The sequence below is a fragment of the Bacteroides reticulotermitis JCM 10512 genome, from assembly GCF_000517545.1.
Lineage (GTDB): Bacteria > Bacteroidota > Bacteroidia > Bacteroidales > Bacteroidaceae > Bacteroides > Bacteroides reticulotermitis.
This window is the reverse complement of record NZ_BAIV01000010.1, coordinates 53,065-69,002: the sequence shown is the minus strand read 5'-3', so window position 1 is coordinate 69,002 and position 15,938 is coordinate 53,065. Positions and strand designations below refer to the sequence as shown.

The window sequence follows — 15,938 nt, the reverse complement described above, 5'->3', positions numbered from 1 at the left end:
ATGACTTTACAATACCAAACCCGATTAAAAGGAACACTTGCAGTAACCGATACGTACTTCACCGAGCAAAAATTGCAGAAAGAGAAAGGCTTGTATAAATTTTTATGGGTACGTAAAGGATATATTATCGTAGAAATAGATCATCAGGAAATGACACTCTACCAAGATGATGTTATCTCGCTGACTCACTTGCAGCATTTGGAACTAAAAGCCTGCGAAGGAGAGCACCTGACCCTACTCTTCAATAGCAACTTCTATTGTATTTACGGAAACGACCGTGAAGTATCTTGCAGCGGTTTCCTATTCAATGGGTCCTCTCACCTGGTACGCTTTACGCTGAACGAGAGTGAGCATAAAGAGCTGACTAACATTGTTGGAGCATTGAAAAGTGAATTTAGTATTGCTGACAGTTTGCAAGAGGAGATGCTGCGCATACAGCTTAAGCGTTTCATTATTCAATGTACACGTATAGCACGCAACCGTTTGGATATAACACCCAAAAAAGAGTACAGTTTTGAAGTTGTTCGCAAATTCTACAATCTAGTAGATGAACACTTTCGGACAAAAAAACAAGTACAGGATTACGCCGATATACTTTATAAATCGCCCAAAACTCTTTCAAATATTTTCTCGATATGCAATCTGCCTTCTCCTTTACGAATCATTCATGAGCGTGTAGAAGTAGAAGCCAAGCGACTCTTACTTTACAGCAATAAAAGCGTTAAAGAGATCACTGATATTCTAGGATTTGAAGACCAAGCTACATTTAGCCGTTTCTTCAAAAAAATGACCGGACTGAGTGCAATTCAGTTCAGACATGAGCAAGCGAATATTAGTTAATTATATTAACTTAAAGACATAAACACTAGTGCATGTAACTTTTGGCAAAAATGAGAACAAAACTTCTTCTCATATGTTATATAGCGAAATACAACAAGCTAAACGAATGAAAAGAAGCAATGAAACAATATGATGCTATTATTATCGGCTCCGGAAAAATCAGCGAAACACTTGCTATTAAACTATCCGGCCGTGGTTGGCGGGTTGCTATAATCAACCCCATCGACAAGACAGAAGGAGAAGATCGTCAGGATTTAACCGACTCCCTTCACTCGCTAGCATATGAGGCTGAAGTAGCCAGTTTATTATATTATGACGACTACCCCAAACAAGCCAAAATATACAAACAGGCTATCACCCGCAAAGACAGACTCAGTTTCTTCCTCAAGGAAACGAATAGTGACAAGTTAAAGCGGTCACCCAACGTAGCTATTTTTATAGGAGATGCTTCATTCACTTCAAGGGATACCGTAAAGGTGACCTCTGGCAATGATTACATAGAGCTTAAAGGAAAAGAGATCTTCATTCATGCAGGATCTGCTCCGTTGATTCCTCCCATCGAAGGGATCGAGACAGTTGAAAACGCGTATATCAATCATGAGATTCTCGATCGGAATGAGTTGCCAAAGCATCTGATTATAGTTGGCGATAGCTATGCGGGACTAGAGTTTGCTTCCATGTATGCTAACTTTGGAAGCAAAGTGACCATCCTTGAAAGTAAAGATCGCTTCATGCCTTTCGCCGATCGTGATGTAGCCAATTATATTAAAGAAGTTATCACAAGAAATGGCATTGAGATCCACTTGGATGCACATGTACGTTCGCTACTCGATACAGAAGACGGAATTGAGTTGACATACACCAGTCTGTCTGGTGATAACCCCAAGATCCTAGAAGGGAGTGCGGTACTAGTAACCACCGGATACCGACCCCTGACCGATACGCTCCGCCTATACGTTGCCGGAGTCAAAACCAATGTACAAGGAAATATAATCGTTAATGATCAACTACGCACCAATACCCCTCACATATGGGCATTGGGGACTATTAATGAGGGCTTTCCACTTTCCCCACTCTTACAAGATGACGTAAGGATTGTCTGTGATCAACTTTTCGGTGAAAGAACACGGAGCGCCAACGACCGGTCCCCCACTCCTTACACATTAGCCATTGATCCTCCTTTTGCTCATATTGGCATCAACGAAGAAGAAGCCTTGAAAAAGGGACATTCGATTATAGTTACTCGTTTACAAGCCAGCACAGTAACCCATTCGCGTATTCTACACCAACCGGATGGTATACTAAAAGCTATTATCAACCACCAGAACGGAAGAATTATGGGATGTACGCTATTCTGCGCCAACGCTCCGGAGATGATAAACATTGTAGCTATGGCCATGAAAAAAGAACAACATTACAGTTATCTAAGGGACTTTGTATTCTCTGCTCCCAGCATGAGTCAGAGTTTGAATGATCTGTTCAAGATATAATACATTATTACAAAAGCAGAAGAGTCGGATAGGTAGAAATCATCTATATCTTTCCGACTTTTCCGCCTTCTCTATCCCACTAGGCAAGAAAATTAGATACTTATATCGCTTGCTTTATCTAAAAGTTGCTATATCTTTGCAGTGAACTTACTTCATACAAACAATCATGTAATCAATTCGAATTAGACAACTTTCCTCAAGTAACGCATTTCCGGTTATTCACATAATCTCTAAAGCCGGTTATTACCCATACGACTCGTACGGATGTTTTTTGTGATAGATTTGTCTACCCTCCCCGATTTTCTCTTTTCAAAATCCGATTACTCACATTCTAACTCAAGAATTACAATGTGCATTCATATTCAACAGGTAAGTTATATCCATCCTGATAAGGAGGTCCTATTTGAAAATCTCACATTTTCGATTAACAAAGGACAGAAGATAGCCTTGATAGGCAATAATGGATCAGGCAAGTCGACCTTGCTGCAAATTATAGCCGAGAGATTACAACCATCATCCGGCAGTGTGTCGCATCCGGATCATTTATACTATATTCCTCAACATTTTGGGCAATACAACACCTTGAATATTGCCCAAGCCTTACAGATAGATGCAAAATTGGAAGCCTTGCATGCTATACTCAATGGCAATGTTGAACCGGCCGTATTTGAGACTCTCAATGACGATTGGACGATTGAAGAACGCTCGTTAGCCGCCCTCGAATCTTGGGGATTGGGACATTTGTCGCTTTCGCAGTCTATGCAACAACTGAGCGGTGGAGAGAAAACCCGCATTTTCTTAGCTGGTATAGCTATTCACAATCCTTCCGTCATCTTAATGGACGAGCCAAGCAACCACCTCGATCTCACGAGTCGGAAAACACTCTACGATTGGATATCCAAATGCAAGATGACTCTGCTAGTAGTCAGCCATGACCGTTCACTCTTGAACCTACTGCCCGAAACCTGTGAACTAGAGCGTAGCCAACTAACTTACTACAGTGGAAATTACGAATTCTATAAAGAACAAAGAGCCATCCGACAGAACGCTTTGCTACAAAGTCTCGAAAATAAAGAGAAAGAATTGCGGCAAATACGTAAGCTAGCACGGGAAACAGCCGAACGCAAAGAGAAGCAAAATATTCGCGGCGAAAAAGCAAGTCAGCAGAAAGGGCTCCCTCGCATCTTGATGGGAAAGCGGAAAGACAATGCCGATAAAAGTACCAGTAAGCTTGCAAGCATCCATACAGAGAAAGCTGACAAACTGATGGGTGAACGTAATCAGCTCCGCAGTTCGCTGTCTCCACTTTCGGAACTGAAAACCAACTTTGAATCTTCCTCTTTGCATACCGGAAAGATTCTGATTAATGCGGAGAACATTAATTTTCGCTATCCCGAAGGAAACTGCAACCTATTGGAATCCCCTCTCACTTTTCAATTGAGAAGTGGTGATCGTATACACATTACCGGTAAAAATGGAAGTGGGAAAACAACGCTACTGAAATTGGTTACCGGTGAACTGATACCAACCACGGGGAGGATCGAGCGAGCCGAATTCTCATACGTATATCTCAATCAGGAGTATTCCATCATTCAAAACGAGCTTACCATCCTACAGCAGGCGGAGACTTTCAACAACCGTCATTTACCGGATCATGAACTCAAAGTGATTCTGAATCGCTATCTGTTTCCGGCTACCGTCTGGGAAAAGCCGTGTAGTAAACTCAGTGGCGGCGAGAAGATGCGCCTTGCTTTTTGTTGCCTGATGATTGCGAACAACACACCCGACTTGTTTATTTTAGACGAGCCAACAAACAATCTCGACATTCGGAATATTGAGATCATCACCTCAACAATTCAAAGCTACTCGGGTACAATACTTATCGTCTCGCACGATGAAGCCTTCAGAAAGGAAATTGGCGTAAATCAAAGAATCAATTTGTAGTTGAATATGCAGAATACAGGAAAAGTATTACCTTTGCATATCCAAAACCCGGATGGGGTTTGGAATGATAAGAACGTGCTCTCGGCATGTGTTTTACTATAGTTTTAATGTTATGAATTCAAATGCTCAAACTTTGTGGTTTATCTTTCACAAAGACCAACTACTGCTTCAAAAGTCAAATAACACCTTTTATATTCCTTCTGGAGTATATCCTCCGATTACGGTTCCGGAAATGGCTACCGTACATGAGATTACCACATTCGATGGCAATCCGTGCAAGGCTTTCTCCTTACCCGAAGCTATTGAAGAGTCGGAAGCGATGACGATGGTCGGTCTACGTGCCAGCTACGATTTGCTACCTGTTCAATATTACCAGATAGCCGGAAAAGCCCGCGAGATTCTTCATTGGGATCGGAGCAATCGTTTCTGTTCTGCATGTGGTACAGCCTTGGAACAAATAGAACCAATCATGAAACGCTGTCCTAACTGTGCGCAGGAGGTTTATCCCGCCATATCAACTGCGATTCTGGTTCTTGTGAGAAAAGGTGATTCAATATTATTGGTACATGCTCGCAATTTTAAGGGAACATTCAACAGCCTGGTTGCCGGTTTTCTGGAAACCGGAGAAACGCTGGAAGAGTGTGTAGCTCGCGAAGTTAAAGAGGAAACCGGATTGGATGTGACTAACATCTCTTATTTTGGCAACCAGTCGTGGCCTTATCCAAGTGGACTAATGGTGGGTTTTATAGCCGATTATGCCGGAGGTGAAATTCAATTGCAGGAAGAAGAATTGAGTTCGGGTGAATTCTATACGCGCGACAATCTCCCGGAACTTCCCAGAAAACTTAGTTTAGCACGAAAAATGATTGATTGGTGGATTGAAGAAAAAGCAGGCTACGAAGTATACACACAACACTACTGCAAACGAACTATATAACGAGAATGAAACGAATATCCACTTAAAAGTACCAGTATCGGTGTATCTTTTCGTAGCCTGCTTGTTTTAATTGAGATTATACATATAAAACAAAGTTCTACGAAGAAAGGTTAAGAATAGAGCTTAAAGATTGCAAAGGAATTAAAAGAAAACTATTATCAATCATCAAAAGCTCTTGCAGACGTGCAAATTGAACTCCCAGCCCATAAGCCGATACGTGACTACTTCCCTTCTCCTCTCACATAATAGTTATTTTCGGAAATTTTCTGCCACCAGTCAGCCATAGCCAACCTATTTTAGCGGTAAGAAAGAACTGAAACAAGCAAAGAAACTCTTCTTGAAAAGCTGTTTGGGGTAATACCTTTTTGGGTTTTGCATGACAGTTCTTCGGATCACTTGCAAAAGTCTGGAGATCTCTCTTTTTCTCTGAGTACTGCTTAAGTTTCGACTCTTTTGGCAAACTGTACAATATCCGTGTAGCCATTCTGTGTTCCTAATTTCATCATCGGGGCTTGACAGAAGCACTGTGCACAATGATACAACACTCTTATGACTTAGTCACTTTTTTTTGCATATCGTTCAGTATATCAATTAATTGCAATGCGCCTTCTTTGTTTTGATCACTTGATCTTGATGAGCGATAGCCATTGCTCATTTTCTCCCAAAATAGAGCTTTCAATTCACCAAACAAGCCTGTTTTAGAACCGTATTGCAGGCAAGTATTCGTAAATTTAAGAAGTCTTTTTTCTATGTTTATGTCCTGTTATTTTCTGTTGCACATATTGTGCGACGCCTGTTCCACATTATGTGGGACACGTGTTTCACAATATGTGAGTCAGCTGTTCCACAGTTGTGGAACAGCAAATATTATGGGTAAAGATGTCTTTTACTAGTTGTTTACTACTATTTCCCGAGGGGATTTTGCCAAGTACTCAATCTTCGGAAATCGGTATTATCTATTGAGTAGATCAGGCTAAAAAAAAAGCAGACGCAATATATCGGACTATCAATCAATTGTTTACGGCAAAAAGTGACTATGACTCGATATCTGTTTACATTTTGTCACTTGCTTCAATTGCGTGTCTTATCGGTTACTTAGTTTATAGATATAGGCTATCTCCCTAGATTTCAGTTTAGGGGAATGATGAATATTCTCTTATTATTGTATAGATTAATGAAGATTCAGGCGTAATCCCCATACTTTTGCAGGTGATCCAGTTCTTCCTGAAAACAAGTGGCGTATTAGGTTGTGCCAACCGCTAAGAACAGCTGTGGCACTAAGAAACATTCGGATGACAATAGATTGTTATGCCTTCAAGCTCTGGAGCCTTTTCAAGTTACCTTGCACTAAAATTGAAGAAGAACCTTGTTTTTAGAAATTTGCTTGTGCTTGTCTCGTAGATTGCCTAATGGTTGGTAATAAAGTAAAGTGCTAAGATGTACTTGTGTGGCAGGGCAACAGATTTGTGAAAAATAGAATGCTGTCACTTACTCTCCGGGAAGATGAAGCCCTGTCTAATACGAAATACAGCTAAAAAGAATGAGAGATCCCTCAAAAATGATGAGAGATACGTCCAAAAAGGGGCAAAAATGCGGGAAAATGATGAGAGATCCCGCTTTTTAAAAGTATCTCTCATTGCATAATATATTGAATAATTGATAGTTAAACGCAAAACAATGAGAGCATGAGAGATAAAATATTTTTTCTTGTAGGGGGAGAAGTATGAGTCTGTGCAGGCAGCTTGCCAAAAGAAAGCCCTCTTATCGATTCTTCCCCGTTACGGTTCCGAATAGATAAGAGGGCTAAAATATTCTTTATCTAGAAAATAGGTTTTAGATGCCTAGTTGATTTTTTCACGGCTTCTACCTTTTCCATAGCTTCTTCATCGGCAGTCGCATAACAGTTGCGGCATCCCATCGAACCTTTCACTTCCATGTAGAACTTGATTTTCGGTTCGGTACCCGACGGACGAACGGAAACTTTATCTCCACTCATCGTGAAATACTGAAGTACATTCGAAGATTCCGGCATATCAATAGCTGTCACATTCCCTTTATCGTCTGTCTGCTTTAAGGTCTGATAATCTTTGATAAGTACCACTTTCGAATCGCCCAATTCCTTTGGAGGATTGCTCCGGAAGTTTTCCATCATTGCTTTAATCTCATCTGCACCGCTCTTACCCGGTTTCACAACATTTACGGTGAACTCCTTCGAGAAGCCATATTCCACATAGATATCCAGCAATACATCGAACAGCGTCTTACCCTGATCTTTGGCCCATGCGCAAATTTCGGCTAGTAACGTACAAGCGGATACGGCATCCTTATCACGCACAAAGTCCTCAGCTAAGAAACCATAGCTTTCTTCTCCTCCACCAATATAAGTTTTTTTACCTTCAAGCTCGCGAATTTCACGGGCAATCCATTTAAACCCGGTGTAGCAATCGAGCATTTCAATATTATTCTTATCGGCAATTACCTTGATCAGCTCCGTAGTAACAATGGTCTTAACGATAAACTCTTTACCGGTAATCTTGCCCATCGCTTTACGATTGGTGATGATATAGTATAAGAATAGCAGACAAGTCTGGTTGCCGTTGATCAACACCCATTCGCCTTTACTATCTTTGCATGCCATACCTACGCGGTCGGCATCCGGATCGGAAGCCATCACGATATCGGCATCCAACTTCTTAGCAAGCGCAATAGCCATTGACAAAGCTTCGGCATTTTCGGGATTCGGCGATACCACTGTCGGGAAGTTGCCATCTTTGATCATTTGCTCAGGTACTGTATGAACGTTTTCAAATCCCCACATCTTCAAAGCACGTGGAATCAATGTCATACCTGTACCGTGGATCGGCGTGTAAACAATGCTCAAATCCTTCTGACGTTTGATCACATCCGGATCAATGGAAAGCGTTTTCACTCTTTCAAGGTAATTGCTATCTACATCTTCACCGATAATCTGGATCAATTCAGGTTTTCCTTCGAATTTGATATCGGCGGCTGAAGCAATCTTATTTACTTCATCTATAATACCGTTATCGTGCGGAGACAATACTTGCGCACCATCATCCCAGTACGCTTTGTAGCCATTATATTCTTTGGGGTTATGAGAAGCAGTCAGAATAATACCACTCTGACAACCTAGTTCACGAATAGCGAATGACACTTCCGGTGTAGGACGCATATCTTCGAAAAGATAGACTTTAATACCATTGGCCGAGAAAATATCAGCTGACTTCTCAGCAAAGAGGCGGCTATTGTTACGACAATCATGACCTACAACTACCGAAATCTGAGGCAGATCTTTGAAGTTCTTCTTCAAGTAGTTGGATAGCCCTTGTGTGGCTGCTCCTACTGTATATATATTCACCCGGTTGCTGCCTGCTCCCATGATGCCACGCAGCCCACCTGTTCCAAATTCCAAATCCTTATAGAATGCTTCTATCAGTTCAGTCTTATCTTCATTTTCCAGCATTTTTTTTACTGCTGCCTGAGTTTCGGCATCGTATGCCGGAGTCAGCCACTTTTTAGCTTTCTCAGTGACTTGCTTTATAAGTTCCTGATTTTCCATATTCAATTAATAGTTTATTGGGTTAATTATTCTTTCATGCCGTTATAAGCACACAAATGTAAAAGAATAAGTTTATAATTCCTAGTTCTTCAAAAAAATAAATCACTATTGAGGTACTTTATACCGATCGCCTGTCTGCTTAATATATTCCTCCAGAAAGTCTTTCGGATAACCCGGACGAAGCACACCGGCAGGTTGCCCGATCGCATTGCGCTCGAACTGTCCATTCTTCACTCGCTTAACTACCCCATCGTTGTACTTAACAACAAGGAATGTGCCCAATTGTTTCCAAGTATCAAAAGTGCTTTGCGCTGTCATATTCGTATAATTGGTCAGGAAAGAAATAGCCGCCGCCTTATCTTTCGCTAAGAGTTTACTCGCCTTTTCCTCAATACCACTCTGAGCTTCGTTAAGCGTATTTTCCAGTTCTTGTTGCGTGGCGCGCAAATCACCAATCATCAAATCGTAGCGAGGATATACCATATTAGATACCCAATTGTATATCCAGAAAGCAGAATTCCATGAGAATGTGATATAATCGGCTCCATCTACACGCGAATAGCATACAGGCACTTTCGTCGTAGAACAATAAACGGGCGTAAACACAGTCATATTGGCGTCATCTACACCAAACCAAAGTACGCCTCCGATTGCATCCGGCAAATTAGCACGCATCTGAGACACAAATACAAAACCAGACTGTTGAGTCGAGATAGGACGCTCGTTGAAGTATTCCACATCACCTACCTTAAAGTTCAATGGCGACAAGCGGTAAGGTGTTTTATAGGGGCCGGCTCCAAAATCATTCGATATATCCAGCGGAGTTCCTTCGTAATGATCGCGCATCATATTCTTCACATCTTGCACGGATAGCTTCCGGTTTGGTTTAAGATAAAGAGGCATCGGCTCGTCTGTCTGGCCTTGAATATAAGGTAAGAAATTCTTTCCCTGATCGGTGTACTGGTTGAAGAAGCTCCATACACGGGCTTCGCAGAAACGACGTGCGCCAAAATCAAGTGGAGCGTAAGCCTCAGCAAAACTGAAGTCTTTATTTACTCCGTTAAAATAGCCTTTCTCACGTGCGAAAGAAATCACATCGGGTGAATAGAGACAATTCTCTTTATCATTCATATCGAAGCGATGAATACGGGATTGATTGGCGTGAGCAGAGATGCAATCGTCCGGAACACGAACAGCCACCCATACAGCTCCCCGAATACCTGCACCTTTACCGATCATTTCCATAATCCAAATTTCATTCGGATCGGCAATGGTGAACGATTCGCCTCCGCTATAATATCCATATTTCTGCACGAGTTCTGTCATAACCTTAATGGCCTCGCGAGCAGTACGCGACCGCTGCAATCCAATATAGATTAAGCTTCCATAGTCGATAATACCCGTGGAATCAGTCAACTCAGGACGTCCTCCAAAAGTAGTTTCAGCAATAGTCACCTGGTATTCATTGATATTCCCAATCACGTTATATGTTTGTTGCGCTTGTGCAATCGATCCCAAATACTGACCGCTATCCCACTCGTATACTTTCAATACAGCTCCTTTCGGATAAGTAGCCGCAGGATAATGATAGAGTTCTCCAAATAATCCGTAAGAGTCGGCCGAATACGAGACAATGGTAGAACCATCGGCTGAGGCATTTTTACCGACAATCAAGTTTGTACAAGCGAACGTGTTCGCCAATGCAAGCAAGAGCGTAGCCGCACAAAGAATAATTCTTTTCTTCATAATATATATCATTTTAATTAATTTACCAGACAAATGTTTCGCGTGATACGGTTTCATTGCCGCAGTTATCTGTTACTGTCAACTCTACGACATGTTTTCCACCTTTGTTTACCCGTTTAGGATCGATCTTATATTCCCAATAAGACTTCACGATGTTGGGACGTCCGAACAATGCGTATTTCCCGTCAACAGTACCACGATAGGACCGGATACCGGTTTCTTTATCTTTCAACCGATACACAATCTTTCCGTTTCGCCCCCATTGGTTCTTATTAATCGGAATAATCTCCGGCGGAACGGTGTCTACGGCAACCGTATAGGTACCCAGTTCACGAATGGATGCTTTCATAAATCCGTCTTCATATTGACCACCAATACTCGATTTACTCCCATTCGGATAAATACGAGCTACAAAGTATTTCGACATATCTTCCAAAGGTTTGCGACGTATGCCAATTCGAAGCTCGCACCCACCATGAAGCGCAATCGGTTTGTCATTCAATTGGTATGTGAATGCCACCGAACCACTATCCGCGGTTACCTGATAATGAATAGGCACATCATCATACAGCATACCTTCGGGATAACCAGCATAAGCCCGGGCTCTTGCAAGTAATTGGTCTTATTCCAAGCGAATAAATATTTCTCTCTGTGCTCGAAAGGTTCGATAGGCTGTTTGCACCCGCGCACAACAAACGAGTAGCGGGAAGTATTCCCAAAAGCGTCTTGCAGCGTATATAAGAAACGATAATCGCGTTCTTCATCAATCGTTACCAACCCACGGTTGTCATTGGACGCTTTCATGATACGCAGCGTATTACCGGGATCAAGGAATGACTTCATGTATTGACCATAGGTCCACGAGTTAATCATTCGGGTTTCGTCAGGTGCAAAGCGATCGATTGTACTCTGAAAGACTTCCTGATCATCGACCGTGAGAACTACCGAATGAACTCCGTAATGATTACTCACTCCGTCCATATAATCATAAGCTTTGATGCCTACACCGATAACTCCCCATGCCTCTACGCAACGCGTCGAATTCGGAAGAATCGTTACCGGTTTTTGCCCTCCGGATACTACGCCTTTACCTGCTTGTGGAAAGAACATAATCCCATCTGCCTTGGGAGGACGGGTATCTTTCATCTTATTTTTGAAAAACGGCATCGGATCTATATAATCCCCCGTTTCCGTCTCGAACACATCTAAATGTAAATGGGGACCATAAGAATATCCGGTATTTCCACTCAAGGCTATTGGTTGCCCGGCTTTCACCGGATACTCCTCCGGTTCAGGAACAATATCAACTTCCCAGTTCTCCTTTTCATATTGCAGATTTTCCACTCGCTCGGCTATCGGAGATAAGAAACCGTTTAAATGCCTGTTAATCGTACTATACCCGTTGTGATAACATACATCGAGCACATAGCCGGAACCGTTGGTAACACGAATACGCGAAATGTATCCATCGGACAAAGCGCGTACCGGCTTACCGATAGTGCCTCCTGTTTTAAAATCGAGTCCGCCATGAAAGTGATTGGAACGTATTTCACCGAAATTACCACTCAATGTGAGCGGAAAATCGAAAGGCGATACAAATGTCGCTTGCTTTTGTTCTTGGGCATATCCCTGAATGCCGCAAGAGAGCATCAGAGCCAGAATATATCGTTTCATGTGAGTTTAGAATTTTAGCACTACAAAAGTACTGTATTCTCAGTAGATTACGAAATGTCCGAAGAGAATGATGACGCTACAACTTGTTAATAAATCTTTCGCCATCACTACCCTTTTGCAAAAGCAACAGACAGGTATAGTGAATAAATATTCGTCTTTCTGTTCTTAAACATTAGATTATACGTAACAACCTAACCTTTTTCTCGCTAATTTCGAAGATGTTTAACCCTCAATACGTTACATTATGATAATCGGAGTACCTAAAGAAATTAAAAACAATGAGAATCGAGTGGGCATGACTCCTTTTGGAGTTGCCGAACTTGTTAAGCGTGGCCATGAAGTGTATATTCAGCACATGGCAGGAATAAATAGCGGATTCGGAGACGAAGCCTATCAAGCTGCCGGTGCTCGTATTCTACCCGGAATAGAGGATGTATATGCAACCGCTGAAATGATTATTAAGGTAAAAGAACCTATCGCTACGGAGTATCACCTTATCCGAAAAGGACAGCTTGTATTCACCTATTTTCATTTCGCCTCCGATAAAGCCTTAACCAAGCTATGATTGAGAATCAATCCATTTGCCTGGCATATGAAACTGTTGAGAAAGCCGATCACTCTCTCCCACTACTCACGCCAATGAGCGAAGTTGCCGGACGAATGTCGGTACAAGAAGGTGCTCGCTTTCTAGAGAAATCGCAAGGAGGTAAAGGTGTATTGTTAGGAGGTGTTCCGGGAGTCAGGCCGGCCAAAGTATTAATATTAGGTGGCGGTATCGCGGGAGAAAATGCGGCACAGGTCGCAGCAGGCATGGGTGCTGATGTAATTGTAGCCGATATAAACCTTGCCCGTCTTCGTTATTTAAGCGAAACACTACCGAAAAACGTGAAAACGCTATGTGCTTCGGAATTGAGAATAAAGAAAGAACTTTCGGATGTAGACCTGGTGATTGGCTCTGTCTTAATACCTGGAGATAAAGCTCCTCACCTTATTACCAGAGATATGCTTCAAATAATGGAACCGGGAACGGTATTGGTAGATGTTGCCATCGATCAGGGAGGTTGCTTTGAGACGTCTCATCCAACCACGCATAGTGACCCTATTTTCGTTGTAGACGGCATTGTGCATTACGCAGTAGCTAATATCCCCGGTGCCGTTCCATATACTTCGACGTTGGCACTCACAAATGCGACTCTTCCTTATATCATTGCATTAGCTACTAAAGGATGGCAAAAAGCTTGTAAAGCCGATCCGGCCTTAGCGCTTGGCCTAAACATTGTTGAGGGTAAAGTTACTTATCAAGCCGTAGCCGAGGTATTTGATCTGGCATACGAACCGGTAGAACTCTAAAAGAAGAAGACAGATTAACATTTAAGAAACGGCGTACTCTTTTATATACCTTTCCTTTAGCTGTATATAAAAAGAGTGCGCCGTTCACATTTACTTTTATATTATAACCAATCAAATCTTTTGTTTACTGTATGCTGATAGGACTCAATTAATTCTTGCATAATCTCAGCGACAGGCTGTTGACGGGAAATGATGGAGGAAATCTGCCCGATCTCTAATTCGCCTTCATCGAGGTCTCCTTCAAAAATTCCTTTTTTAGCACGTCCCTTGCCCAACAATAGGCGAAGTTCTTCTACCGATGCGCCGCGGTCTTCCGCAACTTCCACTGCATCACGAAACTTATTCTTTACCATTCGGGTTGGAGCCAGCTTCTTCAGAAGTAATTTAGTATCTCCCTCGCCTAAAGACAAGCAATAATTCTTAAACGCATCGCTGGCCGAACTTTCACTACTCAAAGCAAAACGTGTACCGATCTGTACACCTTCAGCTCCTAAAGCCATAGCTGCCAGAATACCTTCACCGGTAGCAATACCCCCTGCTGCAATCAGAGGAAGCTTGGTAGCCTGACGCACAGCTGGAATCAAACAGAAAGTAGAAGTTTCTTCTCTCCCATTATGACCACCGGCTTCAAAACCTTCAGCAACTATGGCATCTACTCCTGCTTCTTCACACTTCACGGCAAAACGAGAGGAGGATACCACATGGGCTACCGTAATTCCACGTTCTTTCAACCAACCGGTCCATGCTTTCGGATTGCCGGCGGAAGTAAAAACAATCTTAACTCCTTCTTCGGCCACAATAGTCATGATTTCATCTATTTGAGGATATAATAAAGGGATATTTACCCCAAACGGGCGAGTGGTAGCAGCTTTACATTTAATGATATGCTCGCGCAAAGTCTCGGGATGCATCGATCCTGCGCCCAACAGGCCTAATCCTCCTGCATTACTCACAGCGGAAGCAAGTCTCCAGCCGCTGCACCATACCATACCACCTTGGATAATAGGATATTGAATACCAAAAAGGGAATTGATTTTATTCATGATTATCGTGTTATAAGATTATAGCTTTATAACGTTCTCAAGGGGTAATCTGTTCAAGAGGTACATTTATCATCACCGAGGTAGAATCGCCATAGGCCCGCAACACCTCTAAGGTACGTTCTCGCTGTCTTCTTCCTGCCTTATCCCAAAAGTTTTTCGTAAAAACAGCCATTAGGTCGAGCCCACCAATGTTCCCTCCGCTAATGGTGACTTTCGTACTTCCCTTGGTGTACAACGGAAGTGCTTTTCCGGTAGTCATTGTACTAACCATACTCCCGTTAGCCCGCTCACCAAACAGCTGAGTACGCGCTCCACCTTGCCAACGCATATCCATGGCCACATCTTGCTCCTTTGAGTCCGAATTTGTATACGAACGCTGACGACGAAGGGCATAAAACGGATCTCCCCGCCATGTGTCCTTATCTACTCTTATCTTTTTCTGATAAACGGGGTCCCAATTATAGGCCGTATTGGCTTTATAAGGCATCAGAGAAAGCACTACTTTCGGCTTAGGCAATGCCTGAGGAAGCGTTTCATCCGGCAACATCCAGTTCTTCTCACCAGATACTCTGGGAGAACCTGCGCCACTGCCAAAATCAATCATCTTCGCTGCCTCCGGATTGAGTTTTACCTCTCTAGTATCTTCGAGCAATCTCTTCACTTTCAGCGAGTCCGAAACTGTATGTTGAGCGTAAGAAACCCCTGTCAACAGTAGCATAACTGCCGATAATAAGTAATACTTCCTCATTTAATTATTTATTTTATCCGAAGCCCCCTCTATTTCGTATTTAAGAAAGCGAAATGCTTACCACCAACGATAACCGGTTCCACAAAGCGGTTCATCGTAACAGGGATCAATAGTCCAATATGTTTTAGGATATTTGCGGCCTTCCCACCAACGCCGATAGCAAGTGGCTGCATCAAGAACTTCTTCGTCCGTCAAAAAGTAGATGGCCTCATAGTTCTCAGCATTAGCTTTCACCATTTTACACCCCTGCGACGGCGGAGTTCCCTGACGGATATATTCTACAATCCAAAGCATACACTCGCCCAAACGAATCTTCCATTATTCGTATTATAAACCGATGGGAATGAAGATGATAGTCAAATCTTCCGCATATTTTAGTAAGCTAGGAATATCCTTGTCCATAAAATGAGGGATTTCCACTAATCCTTTCTCATTCTTCATATTGTAAGTACCCGCTTTCAATTGTTTCACAAAAAGGGTAACATCCGGATCGTTGTAATTTAATTCTTCATTGCTGCATCCTGTAAAGGATAGGGTCAGGCTAATAACCATGCACAGCATAAATAGTGTTTTTTTCATTTTCTTC

At 42.3% G+C, this 15,938-nt stretch carries 8 protein-coding genes and 3 pseudogenes; 5 read left to right on the top strand and 6 right to left on the bottom strand.

The window, feature by feature from the left end:
• The 4 genes from JCM10512_RS07915 (at position 1) to nudC (ending at position 5,211) form a co-directional block, all read left to right on the top strand.
• Positions 1-840 carry a helix-turn-helix domain-containing protein gene (locus JCM10512_RS07915; protein WP_044161980.1) on the top strand — a complete coding sequence of 280 codons (840 nt, stop codon included), beginning with the start codon at positions 1-3 and terminating at the stop codon, positions 838-840.
• A 119-nt stretch (positions 841-959) separates the two neighbouring features.
• Positions 960-2,330 (top strand): FAD-dependent oxidoreductase, encoded by a 1,371-nt coding sequence (locus tag JCM10512_RS07910; protein ID WP_044161978.1) that lies wholly within the window; start codon positions 960-962, stop codon positions 2,328-2,330.
• A 348-nt stretch (positions 2,331-2,678) separates the two neighbouring features.
• Positions 2,679-4,274, top strand: a complete 1,596-nt coding sequence (locus tag JCM10512_RS07905; RefSeq protein WP_044161976.1) for an ABC-F family ATP-binding cassette domain-containing protein — start codon at positions 2,679-2,681, stop codon at positions 4,272-4,274.
• Positions 4,275-4,386: 112 nt separating this feature from the next.
• The gene (gene nudC / locus JCM10512_RS07900; RefSeq protein ID WP_044162080.1) at positions 4,387-5,211 is read left to right on the top strand and encodes an NAD(+) diphosphatase; all 825 of its coding nucleotides are present in this window, start codon (positions 4,387-4,389) and stop codon (positions 5,209-5,211) included.
• A gap of 1,819 nt (positions 5,212-7,030) precedes the next feature.
• On the opposite strand, the gene JCM10512_RS07890 is transcribed toward nudC, so the two are convergent.
• The 3 genes and pseudogenes from JCM10512_RS07890 to JCM10512_RS07880 all read right to left on the bottom strand — a co-directional run bounded on the left by JCM10512_RS07890 (position 7,031) and on the right by JCM10512_RS07880 (position 12,211).
• Positions 7,031-8,791 carry a phospho-sugar mutase gene (locus tag JCM10512_RS07890; RefSeq protein ID WP_044161973.1) on the bottom strand — a complete coding sequence of 587 codons (1,761 nt, stop codon included), beginning with the start codon at positions 8,789-8,791 and terminating at the stop codon, positions 7,031-7,033.
• 105 nt (positions 8,792-8,896) lie between these two features.
• A complete protein-coding gene (locus tag JCM10512_RS07885) occupies positions 8,897-10,537 on the bottom strand; it encodes a C69 family dipeptidase (RefSeq protein ID WP_044162078.1) in 1,641 nt (546 codons plus the stop codon).
• Between the two features lie 22 nt (positions 10,538-10,559).
• Positions 10,560-12,211: pseudogene (locus JCM10512_RS07880) on the bottom strand (M23 family metallopeptidase).
• A gap of 244 nt (positions 12,212-12,455) precedes the next feature.
• Between JCM10512_RS07880 and ald the strand changes: the two are divergent.
• Positions 12,456-13,561: pseudogene (ald, locus tag JCM10512_RS07875) on the top strand (alanine dehydrogenase).
• A gap of 101 nt (positions 13,562-13,662) precedes the next feature.
• Here ald and JCM10512_RS07870 read toward each other — a convergent pair.
• The 3 genes and pseudogenes from JCM10512_RS07870 to JCM10512_RS07860 form a co-directional block, all read right to left on the bottom strand.
• Entirely contained in the window at positions 13,663-14,604 is a 942-nt protein-coding gene (locus JCM10512_RS07870; RefSeq protein ID WP_044161971.1) for an NAD(P)H-dependent flavin oxidoreductase, read from the bottom strand.
• A 37-nt stretch (positions 14,605-14,641) separates the two neighbouring features.
• Positions 14,642-15,352: a DUF4858 domain-containing protein gene (locus tag JCM10512_RS07865; RefSeq protein ID WP_044161969.1), complete on the bottom strand. Its 711-nt coding sequence runs from the start codon at positions 15,350-15,352 to the stop codon at positions 14,642-14,644.
• Between the two features lie 57 nt (positions 15,353-15,409).
• Positions 15,410-15,904: pseudogene (locus JCM10512_RS07860) on the bottom strand (DUF4943 family protein).
• Positions 15,905-15,938: the final 34 nt, after the last annotated feature.